Annotated in this window: 22 protein-coding genes and 1 pseudogene; 8 read left to right on the top strand and 15 right to left on the bottom strand. The window is 59.6% G+C overall.

Features of this window, described 5'->3' with window-relative positions; all coding sequences use genetic code 11:
- Window positions 1-44 precede the first annotated feature (44 nt).
- Both EJ077_RS13585 and EJ077_RS13590 read left to right on the top strand, forming a co-directional pair.
- Complete coding sequence (locus tag EJ077_RS13585; RefSeq protein WP_135928544.1) at window positions 45-353, top strand: hypothetical protein; 309 nt, start codon at window positions 45-47, stop codon at window positions 351-353.
- A 55-nt stretch (window positions 354-408) separates the two neighbouring features.
- Entirely contained in the window at window positions 409-831 is a 423-nt protein-coding gene (locus tag EJ077_RS13590; protein ID WP_245458735.1) for a hypothetical protein, read from the top strand.
- A gap of 22 nt (window positions 832-853) precedes the next feature.
- Here EJ077_RS13590 and EJ077_RS13595 read toward each other — a convergent pair whose 3' ends face one another.
- The 3 genes from EJ077_RS13595 to EJ077_RS13605 are packed head-to-tail and all read right to left on the bottom strand — an operon-like array spanning window position 854 to window position 3,584.
- Entirely contained in the window at window positions 854-1,888 is a 1,035-nt protein-coding gene (locus EJ077_RS13595) for a CBASS cGAMP-activated phospholipase (RefSeq protein ID WP_135928546.1), read from the bottom strand.
- Window positions 1,885-2,337 carry a hypothetical protein gene (locus EJ077_RS13600; RefSeq protein ID WP_245458736.1) on the bottom strand — a complete coding sequence of 151 codons (453 nt, stop codon included), beginning with the start codon at window positions 2,335-2,337 and terminating at the stop codon, window positions 1,885-1,887. The genes EJ077_RS13595 and EJ077_RS13600 overlap by 4 nt, the downstream gene beginning before the upstream one ends.
- Window positions 2,337-3,584 carry a nucleotidyltransferase gene (locus tag EJ077_RS13605; protein WP_135928547.1) on the bottom strand — a complete coding sequence of 416 codons (1,248 nt, stop codon included), beginning with the start codon at window positions 3,582-3,584 and terminating at the stop codon, window positions 2,337-2,339. Before EJ077_RS13605 ends, EJ077_RS13600 begins: the two co-directional genes overlap by 1 nt.
- Before the next feature lie 185 nt (window positions 3,585-3,769).
- Between EJ077_RS13605 and EJ077_RS13610 the strand changes: the two genes are divergently transcribed.
- The 5 genes from EJ077_RS13610 to EJ077_RS13630 are packed head-to-tail and all read left to right on the top strand — an operon-like array spanning window position 3,770 to window position 7,229.
- Complete coding sequence (locus tag EJ077_RS13610) at window positions 3,770-4,090, top strand: helix-turn-helix domain-containing protein (RefSeq protein WP_128222382.1); 321 nt, start codon at window positions 3,770-3,772, stop codon at window positions 4,088-4,090.
- Window positions 4,087-5,010 carry an ImmA/IrrE family metallo-endopeptidase gene (locus tag EJ077_RS13615; protein ID WP_208702591.1) on the top strand — a complete coding sequence of 308 codons (924 nt, stop codon included), beginning with the start codon at window positions 4,087-4,089 and terminating at the stop codon, window positions 5,008-5,010. The genes EJ077_RS13610 and EJ077_RS13615 overlap by 4 nt, the downstream gene beginning before the upstream one ends.
- Window positions 5,011-5,029: 19 nt before the next feature.
- Window positions 5,030-5,662, top strand: coding sequence for a hypothetical protein (locus EJ077_RS13620; protein ID WP_208702593.1), 633 nt, complete (start codon window positions 5,030-5,032; stop codon window positions 5,660-5,662).
- A 41-nt stretch (window positions 5,663-5,703) separates the two neighbouring features.
- Complete coding sequence (locus EJ077_RS13625; protein ID WP_135928550.1) at window positions 5,704-6,606, top strand: hypothetical protein; 903 nt, start codon at window positions 5,704-5,706, stop codon at window positions 6,604-6,606.
- Window positions 6,585-7,229 (top strand): hypothetical protein, encoded by a 645-nt coding sequence (locus tag EJ077_RS13630; protein ID WP_210212166.1) that lies wholly within the window; start codon window positions 6,585-6,587, stop codon window positions 7,227-7,229. Before EJ077_RS13625 ends, EJ077_RS13630 begins: the two co-directional genes overlap by 22 nt.
- A gap of 173 nt (window positions 7,230-7,402) precedes the next feature.
- Here EJ077_RS13630 and EJ077_RS13635 read toward each other — a convergent pair whose 3' ends face one another.
- From EJ077_RS13635 to EJ077_RS32060, 5 genes and pseudogenes are all read right to left on the bottom strand, one after another.
- Window positions 7,403-8,077 (bottom strand): hypothetical protein, encoded by a 675-nt coding sequence (locus EJ077_RS13635; RefSeq protein ID WP_210212167.1) that lies wholly within the window; start codon window positions 8,075-8,077, stop codon window positions 7,403-7,405.
- Complete coding sequence (locus EJ077_RS13640) at window positions 8,043-8,993, bottom strand: restriction endonuclease (protein WP_208702595.1); 951 nt, start codon at window positions 8,991-8,993, stop codon at window positions 8,043-8,045. Before EJ077_RS13640 ends, EJ077_RS13635 begins: the two co-directional genes overlap by 35 nt.
- Window positions 8,990-10,255 (bottom strand): three-Cys-motif partner protein TcmP, encoded by a 1,266-nt coding sequence (locus EJ077_RS13645; RefSeq protein ID WP_135928551.1) that lies wholly within the window; start codon window positions 10,253-10,255, stop codon window positions 8,990-8,992. Before EJ077_RS13645 ends, EJ077_RS13640 begins: the two co-directional genes overlap by 4 nt.
- A 30-nt stretch (window positions 10,256-10,285) precedes the next feature.
- Window positions 10,286-11,074, bottom strand: a complete 789-nt coding sequence (locus tag EJ077_RS13650; RefSeq protein WP_208702597.1) for a DUF5131 family protein — start codon at window positions 11,072-11,074, stop codon at window positions 10,286-10,288.
- 36 nt (window positions 11,075-11,110) lie between these two features.
- Window positions 11,111-11,209: pseudogene (locus tag EJ077_RS32060) on the bottom strand (VapC toxin family PIN domain ribonuclease); the annotation flags it as partial.
- On the opposite strand from EJ077_RS32060, the gene EJ077_RS13655 reads away from it, so the two are divergent.
- Window positions 11,166-11,402 carry a hypothetical protein gene (locus EJ077_RS13655; protein WP_210212168.1) on the top strand — a complete coding sequence of 79 codons (237 nt, stop codon included), beginning with the start codon at window positions 11,166-11,168 and terminating at the stop codon, window positions 11,400-11,402. The pseudogene EJ077_RS32060 and the gene EJ077_RS13655 overlap by 44 nt on opposite strands.
- A 35-nt stretch (window positions 11,403-11,437) precedes the next feature.
- On the opposite strand, the gene EJ077_RS32065 is transcribed toward EJ077_RS13655, so the two are convergent.
- From EJ077_RS32065 to EJ077_RS13690, 7 genes are all read right to left on the bottom strand, one after another.
- Window positions 11,438-12,148: a hypothetical protein gene (locus tag EJ077_RS32065; protein WP_245458737.1), complete on the bottom strand. Its 711-nt coding sequence runs from the start codon at window positions 12,146-12,148 to the stop codon at window positions 11,438-11,440.
- Window positions 12,149-12,639: 491 nt separating this feature from the next.
- On the bottom strand, window positions 12,640-13,413 hold the full coding sequence (locus EJ077_RS13665; protein WP_135928554.1) for a hypothetical protein: 774 nt from the start codon (window positions 13,411-13,413) through the stop codon (window positions 12,640-12,642).
- 69 nt (window positions 13,414-13,482) lie between these two features.
- Window positions 13,483-14,415, bottom strand: a complete 933-nt coding sequence (locus EJ077_RS13670; protein ID WP_135928555.1) for a hypothetical protein — start codon at window positions 14,413-14,415, stop codon at window positions 13,483-13,485.
- Between the two features lie 18 nt (window positions 14,416-14,433).
- Window positions 14,434-15,282 carry a hypothetical protein gene (locus EJ077_RS13675; protein WP_135928556.1) on the bottom strand — a complete coding sequence of 283 codons (849 nt, stop codon included), beginning with the start codon at window positions 15,280-15,282 and terminating at the stop codon, window positions 14,434-14,436.
- Window positions 15,282-15,659, bottom strand: a complete 378-nt coding sequence (locus EJ077_RS13680; RefSeq protein WP_135928557.1) for an XRE family transcriptional regulator — start codon at window positions 15,657-15,659, stop codon at window positions 15,282-15,284. Before EJ077_RS13680 ends, EJ077_RS13675 begins: the two co-directional genes overlap by 1 nt.
- A gap of 4 nt (window positions 15,660-15,663) precedes the next feature.
- Window positions 15,664-16,029, bottom strand: a complete 366-nt coding sequence (locus EJ077_RS13685; RefSeq protein WP_135928558.1) for a type II toxin-antitoxin system RelE/ParE family toxin — start codon at window positions 16,027-16,029, stop codon at window positions 15,664-15,666.
- 41 nt (window positions 16,030-16,070) lie between these two features.
- A complete protein-coding gene (locus tag EJ077_RS13690; RefSeq protein WP_135928559.1) occupies window positions 16,071-16,490 on the bottom strand; it encodes a thermonuclease family protein in 420 nt (139 codons plus the stop codon).
- Window positions 16,491-16,565 lie beyond the last annotated feature (75 nt).

Here is a 16,565-nt window from a genome sequence, read left to right on the forward strand (position 1 = left end):
AGATCCCGAGTGCCCACATTGCACAGGGGTTTGAAGGAGGAGCGATGTTCACGGAATTAGAGAACGCATTTGAAGCGATCGCAGAGGCGATGAAACATGCCGCTGGGGACTGTTCGGCTTCAACCGCCTCTGCGGAAGCAGAGCGTCATGGGTTGCTTGAGCAGGGAGATGGAAAGCCTTCCCAATTACATGTCTGGGAGAGGAGTGAGGGAGGAAAGACTCTGCGGTTTCAGTGGCGTTGGTACGACCAGTCGAAGGCTTTCTCGATCCAACCTGACATGAATATCCTCTCCTTGGAGCTTCGAGAGGCTGACGGGCTTCTTCGAAGTACTGAGAAGCGATATGAAGACTGAGAATTTGGTTTATGTTCACACGAGAGGGCTGTGAACGAACATGAACGGGCTGAGTTTGAACTACGTCTGGGGGCAGGAGGTCATACCGGTCGTGCTGCGGCGAACGGGTAAAGGTCAGCTTTTACGTGTTCGTCTTCCGTATGTGGAGACAAACCGCCAGTGGCTTCAAAATGGAAGGCGAACGTCGCCGGCTTGGATCGCGGGCAAGAAATATTGGGAATTGCCGAAGTCCTGGTTCAACGACTTCGTTGATCGGGCGCTTCTGCGCTTCAGCAAGGTCTACATCATCCAGCCCTACCGCGAGCAGGAGATCTGCGCGCGGGCGTGCCAGGAAGCGCAGGGTCACGAATGCCAGTGTTCTTGCATGGGCGCCAACCATGGCGTCGGCAATGACGGAAGCTGGTTCGAGGTTTCCGACACCTTCTCGACCCGCTGGGGCGAGCGCGAGCTCGCGTGTCGTCTACTCACGGCCCGGTAGAGACGAGTGCCCGATCAGACGCTTACGTCATCGGACACCGGATGAATCTCTCGACTGTGCCGTCGAGAAACACTCGCTCGATGTGATGCCCGGCGCCTTCGACAAGACTGCGTGCCACCATCGGCAGCTCCCGGATCGAGCGCTGAACGTCATCCATCGCGATCGGCGCGTCGCTTTCCGGCACATCGATCCTTGTGACGTTGTTCTTGCCGACCAGCAGATAGGCTTGTCCCAGGGCATTGCGGGATTGCGCGCGGGCGGCCGCAGTGAAAGAGCGCATGAACGCCCAATCCTTGATGCCGCCGGTGCGCGCCCGCTCATCGACAGTGAAAATGGACTCACCCGTTCCCAGGCTCAGGATACGCACGTCCTCGCGCGCGATGTCGAAGCAGGCGAGGGCGTCGATCAGCGCGTTCATGACCGGATTGTTGGCCCAAATGCCGCCATCGATCATGACGTAGCCGTCGTCCTCGACACCGGGGTAATAGGACGGGGCCGCCGTCGTGTGGAGCGCCACATGCGCAAACTTCTTATGGCGGTCCTTCTGGTAGTCCGGGTGGTGCGGCGTCTTGTAGAGGAACGGCTCTCCGTGGCGCCCTTCGAAGCTCGGGATGACCAGCCGGGTGACGGCATCGTCCAGCACCTTGTCGCCAAAAATCCGCAGCAGCTCCTCCTTGAGGGCTGCCTGGTCGTGCTTTGGCTTGAACAGCCAGCGCAGCGCCCTCGACATCTTGCGGAGCCCCGCCGCCGGCGGAAAGATGCGCTCGCCGCGCTCGAGATAGATGTTCAAGGCCTGTCCGGCCGTCATCCCGTGGGCAAGGGCGAGCGCGATGATGCCGCCCGTTGAGGTGCCGGCAATCATGTCGAAGTGATTGGCGATGGAAGCGCCGCCCAGGAAGCGGCTTTCGAGTTCGGCCAGGACCGCCGCAGGAAACACGCCGCGAATTCCGCCACCGTCGATCGACAGGATGCGCAACGGGCGGCCCTGCGGCCATGACTGCTTTAGTCGAGCATGTTGGATCGTGCCGTCAGACCGGCGCGGCGGAATATAGTTCATTGGCTAGCCTCCGTTACCTCGGCGAATTCTGATCCGGCGTGCCGCCCGCCGCCGGTCCAGCGCCCGGTCATCAACCAAAGTTCGTAGCAGGCGAGCCAGTCGAGCGCCCAAGGGATGGTCGTGTTGGCGATAGTCATCGTCGATGACCATTCCCTCTCGCGAGGATCGAACAGGCAAAGAGTCGGATCCTCGGCAGGCGGATAGACATGGGGCAGTTGCCCCTCGGAATTGCCGGGCAACCGAACCAGCTCGGGTGAGAGCACCCGCACCCCGGGGAACGTCCCGAGCTCATAACGGATTTCCAGTGAGTAGCTTGAATATTGCGGCCTCAGGCTTCCCACCCACCGAGCGGACTGCGTGCGGCGGTCGATGCGGCGCGCAGCGAACTGTGGCCAGGTCGCCTTCATCGCGGCGATCTGCTGGTCGATGGAGAGGGGCGCCGCCCGCATCAGATCTTGCGCCCGAAGAAAGTGTGGGGCCGCGCCGCCGAGACCGCCGGGTTGACGGTCGACGCCGCGACCGCGGCGGCAGTAGGAAACAGCACGCCGCCGCGTCGCGTGTAGAGCTGACGGGACTGCTGGATCCCGCCACCAACCTCGATGGCGATCTGGTCTGCGGCACGGGTCACGACCCGTTCGCCGAAGTCGTCGCGCAACGTGTCCATCATCGCGTTGGGGAACATTTCGCCCTTGCGCATCGCCTCGAGCGAACGGACGAGCTCGTGCAGGTGTTCGGCGAACTCATCCTGCTGAGCAATGGATTCCGGCCAGCGGTCGGTGAAGACATCGGTCGCGCAGACCGGATTGGCGACATGTAGGAGCCGCCCGTAGAGCGAGGCCTGCTCGACTTCGCGGATGATCCAACTCGCGAGGCGAACGAGCATGGCGCTGAGCGACATGTTCGGCTGCGCGGCGAGCCCGGCGTAGTAGGAGAGCATCACCGACGGCGGAATACGCCCGGCAGAGTTGGCGTAGCGAATGTTCCGGACGCGCTTGAGGAGCTGGAGGGCGAGCGTCGCCGTGTTCTTGACGATGAAGTCGCACTGATCTGGAACATCGTCCACATCGGCGTCGGCGCGAGCCGCAAGGCCCGCATGGTCAAGCCACCGCCGGTGGAACTCCTTCGCCATCCGCAGTTCGAGCGGCGTCCTGTTCGCATACCACTGCGCGAACCCATAGGCATTCATGTCGACCAGGCGGTCGTCGTCCGAACGCCTCGGACCCTTGGCATGGGTGATCCGGCTTTCGCGATCGAGCCTGCTGTAGACGCGCAGCGACGGCGTGACGTCGAGATGCATCTTGTCGGCGTAGAACAGAGTGACGCAGCGCGTCTGCCGCAACACACGCTGCACGGGATAGTCACTGAGCGCGGATTCCAGCTCGGTCAGGATTTCAAGAGGCGCCATACCGCGAAAGCGGCCGCCGAGCTGCGAGACGATGTCGAGATCATACTCGTCGTCGGTGCCGCGCGTCGAAATCGTCGCATCAATCGCCATGGAGCCCTGCGGGTAGAAGTGCTCGATCTGGTCGAAGAAGGCGGTGGTGGCCTCTAGATGGCGCCGCACCGCCTCATAACGCGACTTCGCCTTGTCATGGAGCGAGGGCGGCAGCTGAACGCTGAGCGCAATCTCGGCGAGGATGCGGTCGAGAGGGTCGTCGAAAGGATTGAGGCCGGTCGGCGCAAGCTGGATATTCACATCTATCTCCACGGCGGGCTGGGCTGTATCTGTGCATCTCGCCACCGCCCGCGCAGTGTTCGGGGTGATGCAAATATAAGTGCGTCTACTCCGAACAAGATGGGGAGCTTGAATGCGTCTGTCAAGGGACCTACAATATAGCTACTCCGAACGCGGGTCGGGCGGATCGAGTGGAAGGGCCAGCTATGAAATTTGGTGAGCGGATCAAAGACTTACGAACGCAGAAGGGCTTAACGCTCGATCAGCTTGCGCAGGAGACCGGCTCGTCGAAGAGCTATATTTGGGAGCTCGAAAACAAGAATCCGCCCCGGCCGTCGGCCGAGAAGCTATCCGCGATCGCAGCCGCGCTGGGGGTTACCGTCGACTATCTATTCGGGGCCGACACGCAAACGCTCAGCGAGGCTGAGGACACCGCCTTCTTTCGACAATATAGCGGTCTGCCAGAGGAGACGCGTCGGCAGCTTCGAGAAATGGCCCGCATCCTCGATACAAAGACCCGCAAATGAGCGATCCGAGCCGTCCCCAGCCGCTGAAGGAGGCAGCGCGAATTACCCAGATGCTCGACTTGGTCCTCGGAGCGGATCGGTTTGATCGCGCGCCCGTCGACGTGATCGGTCTTGCGCTGGAGTATTCCCGAAAGGTCGCGCCCCAGAGTCCCATCCACGAAGTCGTCGAGCGCAACATCCCAGGCTGCGTTGGGGCCTTGGTCTATGGCGAGGCGCGGCCGCGCCAATGGGCGATTATGTACCATCTCGGCCAGTCTGCGGGGCGCCGCTCGTTCACCGTGGGGCACGAGTTTGCCCACTACGTCCTGCACCGCGAGTTAATCGAGGAGGACGGGCGTTTCGACGGCGGGATCTATTGCGACGAGAACGCGGTAGTTCGTCGCGACGGGTCCGGTATTGAGCAGGAAGCCGACGAGTTTGCCGCCGCGTTGCTCATGCCGTTTCATGACGTCCGTCGCCAGCTGCCAGCCAAGGCTAGCGCCGATTTCGACGCGCTCGGTCGAGTGGCAAAGCGCTACGGCGTTTCGCTGACTGCGGCGATCTTGCGCTGGCTCGAATACACCGAGACGCGGGCAATCATGGTGGTGTCGAATGAGGGGTTTGCCCATTGGGCGAAACCCAGCAAGGCGGCGCTTAAATCGGGACGCTACATCCGCACGAGAGACACCGTATTCGAACTCCCCCTGCAGGCCTTTGCGGCACGACGCGATTATTCCGATGCGGCGCTTGCCGGCGTCACGCAGCAAGCTGGCGTCTGGTTTCCCGAGCCGGTGCACGAGATGTGCCTCCGCTCCGACCGCTACGATCAGGAAATCACGGTGCTGCAATTTGAAGCGGAAGGCCCACGCTTTCAGGAGGAGGAAGAGGAGAGTGACGTCTTCGACCATTTTGTTCGGAACGGACAGGTTTCGGATCGCTAGCGCACAGACGGATCACTCCATGGATTTTGTTCATATAGCCATTTCTGCCCGCCTGGCCCACGGCGATCTCGTCGCCGCCGACGCTGCCCTTGAGACCGACCCCAGCGATGATGGCGTCAGACTCATCCTGGTGAAACAGCTTCTGGTATCTTGTGCAAACGTGACTGATCTCGAGCTAATTTGTCGTGCTCTTTACAAGGACCATCCGGCCATTTCGGAGATCATCACGCCGCATCGGCGGAACTTCGAATTCGCGAAATACATCCGGAACATCGCGGTTGGTCATGTCAACCCAGCGCTCAGCCAGAAGACTCTCGAATGGCGCCCCGAACTCAACGTCGTTCTGACGCAACCCGGTGCGCCGGCCGAGGCGTTTCTGGGTTACGCGGTGTTGGAGAGCGCGATCAACACCTTCGTGGATGGCGAACGGCACCGTATCTTCGAAAGCGATACCGACCTGGCTTACCCGCCGGACTTGACCCGATTTCTCAATTTCTTGGGGTCGACCGTGCATGTCGGGATCGCCTATTGCGCTGCGGTGGCCGCCGCGGCGCTCGAGCATACCAATCTGCCCAACTTCAACGAGCACTGGCTGGAGTTGTCCGCGAAAGCAGGCGCCACTGACTTCGCCTTCATTACGCGCAAGGGGTAGGGAATGATTTTGGCCTATCCGAACGCCGCCGATCGCCCTCTATGGCCATGAGGAAACCGATCGCGGTCACCTTCGACACCAACACATACAGCACGATCGCCGATCCGAAGATCGCCCGTCTCCTGGAAAAGTGGTGGCCGCTCGATAGGGACCGCTGGGAGTCGAAGAAGCGGCGGATCGCCTGGTGGTACATCCAGCGCTGCATCCGCAAGGGCCGCATCCACGCCGGCATTCCCGAAGCGGCCTTCGCCGCCGAGAGCCTCAGGAACTCCGACCGCGTAGACCTCCTGCTGACGGTCGGCACGAAAACGCAGCCGCCAGCCATTCCGCCGACGCGGCAGGAGATCATCGCTGCCGCACTCGCGACCGGCTTCCGGATCATGCGTGGTCCGCGTATTGGCTATGGCGCGCTGCCAACGTTCGGACCGGCCGACTGGGCTTCTGACACGCGCTACGCGATCGGCGAGCGGCAGGACCGCATGAGCGCCTTCATCCGGCATTTCGGCGAATATCCGTTGCGCGCCCTGCAGAGTTTCGGCGAGCAGCTCTCGGCCGCCCACGGTCTTGCCGCGTCGAATCAGCAATACGCGCAGGCGGCGGCACTGAACAACATCACGCTCGATCGCTATCTCTGGCGTGAAGGGATCGGCGCCGAGGCAGCCAGTCCACGCAATCACGCGACGCAAGCGTCTTTCCTGAAGGTATTGCGCAAGCTTATGGCCGATTGGGCGGATTTCGACATCGGCGCGGTGCATTATTCTTATGGATACGACCTGCTTTGCACTGACGACCAGGGCAAGCTCGTCTCGAATTCCATCTTCGGGGCACAGCACGCGACCGATGCCCAGGGTGTGTTCGCCCTCCGCTCAATCACCGTCATGGATCTCGCCGCACTCTGCTGGAAACGGTTCTGGTTTCCGCTGTGCAGGTGGGGAACGCCATGATGGTCTTAAGTGAGCAACTCCCTCGGATATTTCAGGCGAACCTGGCCCGGCTCTACGAGCGCATCATCGAGCCCGCGATGGATGGCCTGGTGGTCCATCCCATCCTCGAAGACGGCGAGGCAAGATCGATGGACGAATTTCTGGACCGCGCAGGGGCCCAGGTCGATAATTATACGTCAAACGAGGCCGCCAAATCCTTCGTGCTGACGCTGGCCGCAGTCTTCGAGCGGCAGCTCAGCAGTTGGGCGAGGGCCATGGGACTGGTCGACTTGGCAAAGCTCCGCGGCTTCCAGGAGCATTTGCTTGCCTGTGCAAACCTTGCGAGTATCGATCTGGCGATCGGCGATCTCGGCACTGAGCTGACTGAGATTTTCACGGTAGCCAATGTCGTGCGCCATGGCGAAGGAGCGTCCTGCGAGCGGCTTCGCGCGATGGCACCGGCGCTGTGGTCCGACACCGCTAGCGACTATGTCGACCTGATGCCCGGGCCCCGGCTGCCAAGCGAGAATCTCAGGATCAGAAGGAAAGACCTCGTCCGCTATATCAGGGCGACGACGAGGTTCTGGGGCCGGGCGGACCCTTTGCCGATGGCGGTAACCGATCCGCTATACTGGCTGTCTTGAACGTGCGGGGGCGAATGCTTAGAAGACGACCATATCGATGAAGACTGTATGATCAGCTTGGGAGCTGGAACCTTAAGAACAGCAAGCTACTGCTCCTTCTCGGCCGCATTCAGCCTTCGGACGGCGTGAAGGCTTCCACTAGTGATTGAGGTCCGTCCGTCTCAACACGACAATCAGTCATTCCATTCAAAGCAGGCGCTGCGCGCGATAAACATCCGAAGGATGTGATCGCTGGCTACGACAAGCTCATGATCGCGGAAATTCTCCGGCGATTTGGAACCGTGAAAGAGATTACATCGGATGGTATAAACGGTTCGAAGGAGCTGAGGCCAGGTCGGTGTGTCGCCGGCTGTCCAACCGACTGGCTGAAGCTTGACACCCTGACGTAAGACTTCGGACATAAGCTCTCCACGAGAAAATCGCCAGAATGCGTCGCGCCGGAGTTTTCGGCGCACGTCGCGGACATTGAGTACCGGCCACATCGTCGCGAAATCCTCGACCTTCTCGCGAAAGTCAGGCGAATTCCTCACCAGCTCGTTATAAGCCTCCGTGAGACGCTGGTGGTTGGCCAGTGCGGTGATCATCTCCGCGTCGGTCGCGGCATCCGTCACACATTCCATCCACCCGTTGAAGCCCATCCATAGGTTTACGAAAGAGGAGAAGGCGGATCGTTGGACGTTGGAGGCGTCAATGAGCTCGCGCGCAAGATCCGCTGTCTCCGGATCGAGCGTTCTAAAGTGACTAAAGCAAACCACGGCAATCGGCCTTCCAAACGAGAGTTCAATATTGCTTTTCGGAGCGTCACAGTAATTCTTATTTTTCTTTGGTTTGAGGCCAATTACTGCCAACTCGAATCTCATTGACGCCTTGGGCGTCTGATTGTGCTTGCAAAGATATGCGCCAGTCTTGCGTCCGCTGAGACGAAAACTCTACCCGATGAACAGAACTACCATCGGGATCCGAGTACGACACCTTAAGCGCCTCCTCGATCGGGACCATCTCCGGCTCGATCCACATCGCCATGCTCAAGAAGACATGGCCGAGTGTCCACGGCCCATGTGGAGTGTCGATGGAGACCGTTCCGGGGTAGGGAATACGCGCTGTCCGCGTGATAGGGGGTTGGCCCTTCGCAATTTCGGCATACGGGTTTAAGGTTTCCTGGACCTTCCGCCAAACGTCATTCAGCGTCCAACTCGAGCCGTCTTCGGTGTCGTGAAAGATCGGGGCAAACAAGTCTGTATCAGGCGGAAGTATGTACTCCACCTCGTCGGGCTCAGGAACTTTATCGTCCACGGCTCGATACGCGCGAATGCCGACCCTGCCGATGGCACATGCCTTATGCCAGAACATAACCAGGTCGAGGCCGAGGATTGGATTAATGTCCGCGACCGTTAGATCGGAGATGTTGCGAAGCGAAATGCCTGCGTGAGATGCTGCAATCTGAGCTGCGGCGGAGAAGCCGGACGCACTGACGGCAATGGTGCGATCTGCTCCAATCGAAGACTTCTTCGTGGCTAGCTGCTCGATCCAGGTGACATCCTGAAGCTTTGATCTGCATCGACATTCGATCGTGACAAGCATTTCAGTCGTGCCGACTTTGGCACGAATGCTGGCATCCACTTCCCTGAGCCGGCCTGTGAGCTTGCAGCGCAGACGATCCGGTGACTTGACGACCAGCCCTCGGGGGCCCGCGTCGGCCTCGATCCGCGCAATCAGGCGTTCGAATTCGCGCCATTCGGGATCCCGACGTCGGTGCGAGGTCATTCTTTTGGACCGCCTCCTGTCCCGGCATTCAGGAACATAGGGAAGAAGCTGATCTGCTTCTTCATTTTGATGACGTCATCAACGCCAATCGTATTGGCCTTTCGTCGCTCCCCGCCTGTGGGGGTTATTACCTCAAGGTCTGGGTTTTCGATGATCGCTGCATGGACATCGTCGGCGTGCGCAGGGGTAATATTGTATATGCTTTCGTAGAAATCCATGACAGGCATGGCATCACCGGATTCCATGATCAGGCGCGGAATGTCCCCGAGAAGCTGGTTCTTCGCCGACGCTCGGCCGCTGATATCGAAGAGGTAGAGCATGCCTTCATCATGCTTTGGATCGTAGGAGAGCATGTTGAGGCCGGATCGACCGAAGTGTGCCTGTAAGCTGGCGTTGTCGTGAAGAATGTTATTGTAGACCTGCCTTGCCCGATAGGCATTCGCAAAGTGGATCAGCCAGTACCGCCATCCGCCGGGATTATTGATCGAGAACGGGCTGACATAAGGGGCGCACAATCGGAAAGCGTCGAAGACGATTTTCTCGGCTGTGCCGAGCCAGTCCTTTTGGCTCATTAGCGCATCGAGCGCCTGGATATCGTTGCTCGTCAGTCCGAGATGATCGAGCTGGGCGCGAAGCCGCTCCGGCTGGTCCTTTTGAAGGAATGCGAGCAGTGAACTGATGACGAAGGTGTAGAAAATCTCAGCCGCGGGATAAGAGTGCATGATGTCGAGGATAGTGTTCCGCTCGACATGGCTATGACCACATTGATCGAGGTTGAAGATGACGCTCCGATAGCGGCCTTGCCCTAATAGGCGCTTGATATCAGGATAAGCAGCTTCGAAGAACTCGTTCAGATATTCGACCCGCAAATGCAGCTTTGGGCAGCTCTGGCTGGCCCTTGCTTGCATCGGTGCGACATGCGTCTTCAGAAGCTCGATCGCATCGCGACTGGCATCGTTGAATATGAGGAGGCATTCGACTTCGACGGCGCCAAGTCCTTGGACGGCGCGTTGTGTGTTCACGGCGTCGACGGCTCGCTTCAATTCTTCAATGAAAATCAGAGGCGATCCCGGCGAGCCACATTGATATCGTCCACCGCCGGCAAAACCATCGACAATTGCGAGGCGAAACCGCTCCTGCTGAGGGAGCCTGCAGCGGACGGTGAGATAGTCGAAGACATACTCACGTAGAATTTTGTGTTTGCGGCGTGAATGCTCCTCAAGCTTTGCGCCGTCGGCCCATTCGTATCTTTTCTCGACCACCTTGCGCCCCCACCCAACAAGTATTGTTTCTTACATTACAGTCGCTTCCGCTGGGGTGACTGGCATCTCGTCCCAAGTGCGGCCGCGATACTCACGTCCGTTGGCTTTCTTGGAGCGTTTTTTGTTGTCCTTGCCCCATGTCCCCCACTGTTTGAAGAAGAAGGCGGTTCTCGCCGTCAGGCATTGGCCGTGGATCTCGTCGATCCATTCTTCTTTGATCGGCCGAGCCGATTTGCCGCTTTCGCCGCCGACGATCGCCCAATGGATATCGCGGAGGTCGACGGTGCCAACCGATCCAATCAGAGGTTCGAAGGAGATGAACCGGATGGCCGCAGGCGCTTGGCGGAGATTGTCGGCACGGCTCACCACATCTGCGTTTTCAATGCTGGTGCCGAGCCAGACGTTAGGAAGGACGTCACCCATCCGGGAAGCGACGAGTGCCGCCATTCGTTCGGGCCGCTTGGTTAGGATTTGATAATTGTGACGCGGGGTCTCGCGCATGACCCTCCAAACTCGGAGGATGAATTCGTCGCTGACACCCTCGTGGAACAGATCGCTCATCGAGTTGACGAAAATCTTCCGCGGCTTCTTCCAGCTGTAGGGAATGGAAAGGGCCTGATGATCCTCCCGCACGACGCCGTTCCACACCGTGCGGTTGCCCGTCTTTCGGGTCAGTCCTGCATACTTTTCGATACCCATGGCCTCAAGGCGTTTGGCCATTTCCATCGCATAGCAGTGTGTGCAGCCGGCGGTGATGATTGAACATCCTGCCACGGGATTCCAGGTGGAATCCGTCCACTCGATTTGAGTTTCAGCCATTAGATCCCCCCACGCATTCGTTGAGCCGGCGCTGCATTAGATCGCTCCGCGCATAGGATTGACGATCTCAACTCCGACAAAATCGTTTTCATTGTCAGTTACTACCACGCAGTCGTTTGCACCGGCGACAGCAGCAAATGGCAAAAGCACGATTTTTACAAATGGTCAAAAAAAGCCAATGATTTCAACAGCGCTGTTTTTTGACCGTCTACGTGACGGTATATCGAAGAATGAAAAATATTATTCATCGGAAAAACAACGCCTTATGGCCGCAGTAAACAATCGAGTGGGATGCTTTGAAGCTGGCGAGATAGAACTAACCGCCTGAGCGGTTCCGTCGGCTTCGATGTTTCTGCGCCGATCTTAGGTCTGGTGTTCCTTCCACTGCCGGTGTTGCTCGCGCAGTGCAGCCTCGATTGCGGCGAGTCGGGCACTGTAATCCAGTCCGTTCGGGCTCTTGGTGGCGACTTCGGCTGACGCGATAATGAGGCGCCACGCGCCGTACTCGTGAAAGGGATTGAGTCCGATGACGTTGCCGAGCGCAAGGTCGCTAGGTTCCGGCGCGGACAACAGCTTGGCGAAGGCTGCGATCGCAGCGTTCATGTCCCAATCGGAGACGAACAACATCAGCGCGCATAGGGCAAGCAATGCCGTTGGCGCGCCTTTCCATCGATAAATTTCGGGCTGCCGCTTGCCGAAATCGATGCCGCCGTTCGCGGTGACGAAGGTGCAAAGCGAGATCGCGGCCTCGTAGTACGGCTGGAGCTTGGTGACGTCGAACACCTCGCGCCCATGATTTTTCTGGGCGAGTTCGCTCGCTTGTCGCCACGTCGCGTCCTCGAACGGTAGCGATCGGCCCTTCACCAGTTCGAACAGATGAAAATGCTCTTCGGTGAACTGCTTTTTTGCGGCGGCTTTCCAGTCGAAGGCGGGCATCTCCGCCTGGGATGGGTGGAACTGCCAGCGCTGGTGGTGGGGATGGCGCTGAAGTGCATAGGCCCAAGAGATAGCCTCCAACGGCATCGAAACGGTTAAGCGGGAGGCGGATTTGAGATCGAAGAACCACTGCCGCATGTCTCGGATACGACGTTGGTCAAATATGCTTTGTTCGATGCCCTTGCATACCAGGAGCCGTATGGCTCTTGTTTCAGCGCTTTTTTCCGATCCGAAGTCAGGAGGCTGTCTTGGGTCGAACGAGTTTCGTCGTTCCCGTGGAATTCGCAAAATGGATGGTGGGCGTCGCCGCCGTTCGGATCGACAAATCTGAAGTGGGCTTGCCGGAGGACTGCCTTAGATGCTCGCGACTTTGCGGGCCGTACGATGTGAGCGCCGAATTTACCGCAGGATGAGCATTGAACGTCTGCGCGGATCGCATCGCCGTATACGCTGAGAAGTTCGGCCCCATCGCGGTCCTGCGTCGGCTTTGTGCCGGTCATCAGGATCGCGAGTTGGTCGACGTCGAGTTCGCGCTCGAACCTCACGGAAAATGCAGTTGCTGGCATTTGCTCCCCTAAGCGTATTGATCGTCATGCGTCGGACGAGCGATCGAACGACGCGGCAATCCACTAATTATCAGTATTGCTATTCGAATCGGCGCCAGTGACGATTTCAAGCATTCCTTCTGCCGCCATCAAGTCTATTGCAAGATTCAGCGCCTCGTTTTCTGCGTCGGTAAACGCTGCTGATTTATGCCGAGCGCTAAGATCAACGCTCAATTCCTCAACGAGGCGGATGATCATGTAAATGTGGAGGGCGTAGGATCGTCTTGCGAGCCCTTCGTCGGTCTCCGGGAAATAGCGGGTCATGTTTGTCGGGCCGGGCAGGCCGTCCAGTTTGCCGTCCCACGCGGTCGCGCTTTGGACGATGTCGTGCCTGGACACATGGGCGGCTGCGGAAAGCCCACCATAGAGACGGCCTAGCGACTGTTCGAGAGCTGCGACGTAGGGAGCGCCGTTGGGCTTTCGCCGGTTTGCACCAACCGCCTTGAGCTGGGCGAGGATCTCGAGCTCCTGGCGCAGCAGCGCGTGGGCCTGTAGGTAGCGGGCCTCGGCGATGGCGCGCTCGCAGGGATCAAGGCCGATGATGAAGGCGGCGAACAGCGCGTCGCGCTCGAAGGTGGTCTGATCGCCCTCAACGACGGCGCCATTGATACGCAAAATGCCGCTTGCGAGGACGCCGGTCACCAGCATGTGGGCGTCGATTAGCCGTCCGTATGTGGCCATCGACTTGGCCTTGGCTTGATCTCCGAAAACCTTCTGGACGGCATACAGGGTGGCAGCCGGCTCGATCAGCGCCTCCTTGTGGCGCTCGATGGCGTCCTCGTCGAGTGTATCAGCCATCGGCGCTCAAATCCCTGATTTCGGCGAGAAAGGCCGTCCCGATATTCCGGACGTCAATCGGCGTCGTGCTCATTCGGCCGCCGATGGTTCGGTTTCAGGCTGCGGTGCGAGGATGTCGGTGGCTTCCCAATCCTCGCCATCGACGACGGTCACGAATTCTCGGTCCCAGACACCCCAGCGGACCGGCAACGGATGCGTAGCGAGAGGATTGTGGACATAGGTCAGCGGCCTGGTTCCGCGGGACAGATTGCCCAGGCTGACGCGAGACCACAGAACGCCGGAGACATCGGCAAAAGCCGGATCGAGGAAGGCGGTGCGCGGGATCGGCCCGCCCTGACGCGCGATCTCCGGCGCGGCGTGAAAACCTTGATCCACCACTTCGTCCGTCTCGCGATCGATGGTGATGTAGGCGTCGCCGATTGGGAACAGGGAGGTCATAATCAGCGGTGGGCGCTCGGATACATAAACCCCAAACCGGCTCGCGCTGATCGCAATGATGCGAACGTCATTCTCGCCGATGACACCTTCTCGCAGGTAGTCCTGAACTCGTTGGAATTTGGTCCAGAAGGCGCTGGTGGTGCGAAGTTGCGCCTGACGGATTGGGGCGGCGCTGAGGCCGCCGCCCTGGTTCATCGGCACAGGCCGGATAACCTGATCCGGGCCAGCGTCGCCTTCGTCCGGCGCGATGGCTTCGATCCAGATTCGGCCTTCGTCGGTCAGAACGCAGAGGTCGGGTTGACCGCCCTCGCGCAGGCGTTCGGAAACCGGCAGCAGACTGCGGCCGGCGTCGAGGAGGGTGCAGCCAAGATACATTTCCCAGAAACGGCCGTCGACGTCGCGCGCAAAGCCATGGCGGAAATCCGGATCGGCATACGGCTCGTAGCGCTCCCACATTCGCTCGATGAGGTCGTGCAATTCCCTCTCGACTGGATGGTCAGCAGTCCTGAGGTTGACGAAGCCACGATCAAGGTTTGGTCCATCGAAGTCGAAAATGCGGGTCACAGTCGTCTCTTTTGAGTTTTACACTACGCCTCGGCTGACGCGTTCGTGCTCCGCGATCAGAAACGTCAGGTAGCTGCGGATGAGGTTGCAATAAAGACGCGCCTCGTCGATGCCGAGAGCGAGGCCCTCTTTAAGATCGACGCCATGACGCACCCCGCCGCCCGTGGGCGACGAAAGGTATCCATGCAGCGTCATCATCCAGTTCAGGATCTGCTCTTGGTGCCCTCGGCCGCGCTGGCGCAATTCGAGGATGATCTTGTTGAAGTAGCGGCCCTGGATGCTTCCCTCGGCAACGTCGAGGCTCCGAAAGGCGGTTGCGATGGTTTCCAGCAGCCAGAGTACTTCCTGGACCGCCTGACGGCCGTTGCCCTCGCTCAGGAACCGCTGAGACGCGTCGAGGGACTCGTGGATGAGGGCTCGCGCCTGGAGATCGAGGGACGGGGGCGCGTCCGGAACGGTGATCGGAATGTGGACGCGGGTGGCGACCAGCATCGGAGGATTGAGCTGATAGCCGGCGTTGGCGTCGGCGAGGATGCGATTGATCCTCCCCGCTTCCGGTATCACCATCGCCGGATTGCGAGCCCAAAGTTCCTGGCATGCGTTCCAGAACGCTTCGATGAAGACCGGAGCGTTCTCACCGGCGCGTTCCATGTCTCGGTCGAGATCTTCGGAGGCGAACCGCTCGTTGGAGCTCGGCCAATACTCGGCGCTGGCAGCCGCACAGAATCGCGCTTTGAAATGCTCGAAAATGGCCTTCCGTTGCCCTTGTCCGCTGATGCGGTTGATAAGGTCGCGAAAGCCCTCTTGTACGGCGGGCTCTATCGCGCCGGGACTGTCGAACCGCCAATTGCCGTCGAACTGAAGCATCAAGAGCGGGCTCTGGCGGCCTTCCGCACGCGGGCGGGGCCGCGCGTGGGCGTATTCGATGCAATCACGTCGCCCAGGCTGTGAAGCTTGAGGGGCGGATGCGACGGCAGCTTCACGGTGAGTTCAAGCTTGCCGCCGATCGCCTCGACGTAGCTGCGCAACGTCGATAGATACATATCCGCCTGCTTTTCGATCTTCGAGACCGAGGGCTGTTTAATGTTCAACGCACCGGCGACATCTTCCTGTGCCTTCCCGGCGATCTGCCGCAGCTCGCGCAGACCCTCGACCTCCTGCCGAAGCTCCTTGTAGCGGGCCTCGACCTGCTCCTGCTGGTCGCGGGGCAGCGAAGCGATGACGTCCGTGATGCTGCGTACCATCGGGCTATCCCTTCTTTACGGATTTCAGGTTTTCCAGATGGTCGGAAAACCGCTTGTCCGCCTTTGCGATAAGCTGCTTGTAAAAGCGCTTCTGACTTCCGCCCGACTTGTCACCTGCTACAAGCAGGATTGCGTTTCGCTCCGGGTCGAAGGCAAAGGCGGTTCGCCACTCGCCATCGGCCGCTGAAAAGCGCATTTCCTTCATGTTGGCATGCTTCGAGCCCTTCAACGTATCGACGTAAGGTCGACCAAGTTGCGGCCCGAATTCGGCCAGCAGCTTTGCGAGGGCGAGCATTTCGATCTGCACCTCGTTCGCGAAAGCCTGAAACTCCGCCTCGAAGGCATCGTGCAGTCTGACGTCCCAATTCATATAGCTTCCAGGCTATGTTAAGTCAATGGTGGAGGCCCGCATCAGTTGCCGCCCTCGGGCGCTCCGGCTTGGCGCAGCATGTCACCAATGGGCTGAGAGCCGACACGGCAGCGGGCAATGACGCGGTCGAATGAGATCACGCGTCTGCTGCGGCCACGCTCCGTTGTGCACGTCACCTCACGGTGAAGCGCAATGCGTTCGAGCACGACCTTTCCTTGAGCCCCGCGGTCTTCGTGGAGCTCTGGGGCGTCGAAGTCGGCAAGCCTGACCTCGATCCAGGCGTTGGGGTCGGCCGTCTTGCCTACGCAAAGGCTGTCGCCATCACCGACATAGCGAACCGTGCCAGAGAACCGCACGCCAGCTTGGGCTGGCAGCGGTGCTTTGCACGGATCTGCATAGGCGGGGATGACCGGGCAGAGGAAAACAAGCATGCAGGCAAGAAGGAGAGGGCGGTGGCTCACGCGGCAGCCTCCAACGCGCTGCAGACGCTATGGCCCGAGCGCAATTGTGCAACGACCCGTTGCGCAAATTCGGCG

This window comes from Mesorhizobium sp. M8A.F.Ca.ET.057.01.1.1 (assembly GCF_003952565.1).
Lineage (GTDB): Bacteria > Pseudomonadota > Alphaproteobacteria > Rhizobiales > Rhizobiaceae > Mesorhizobium.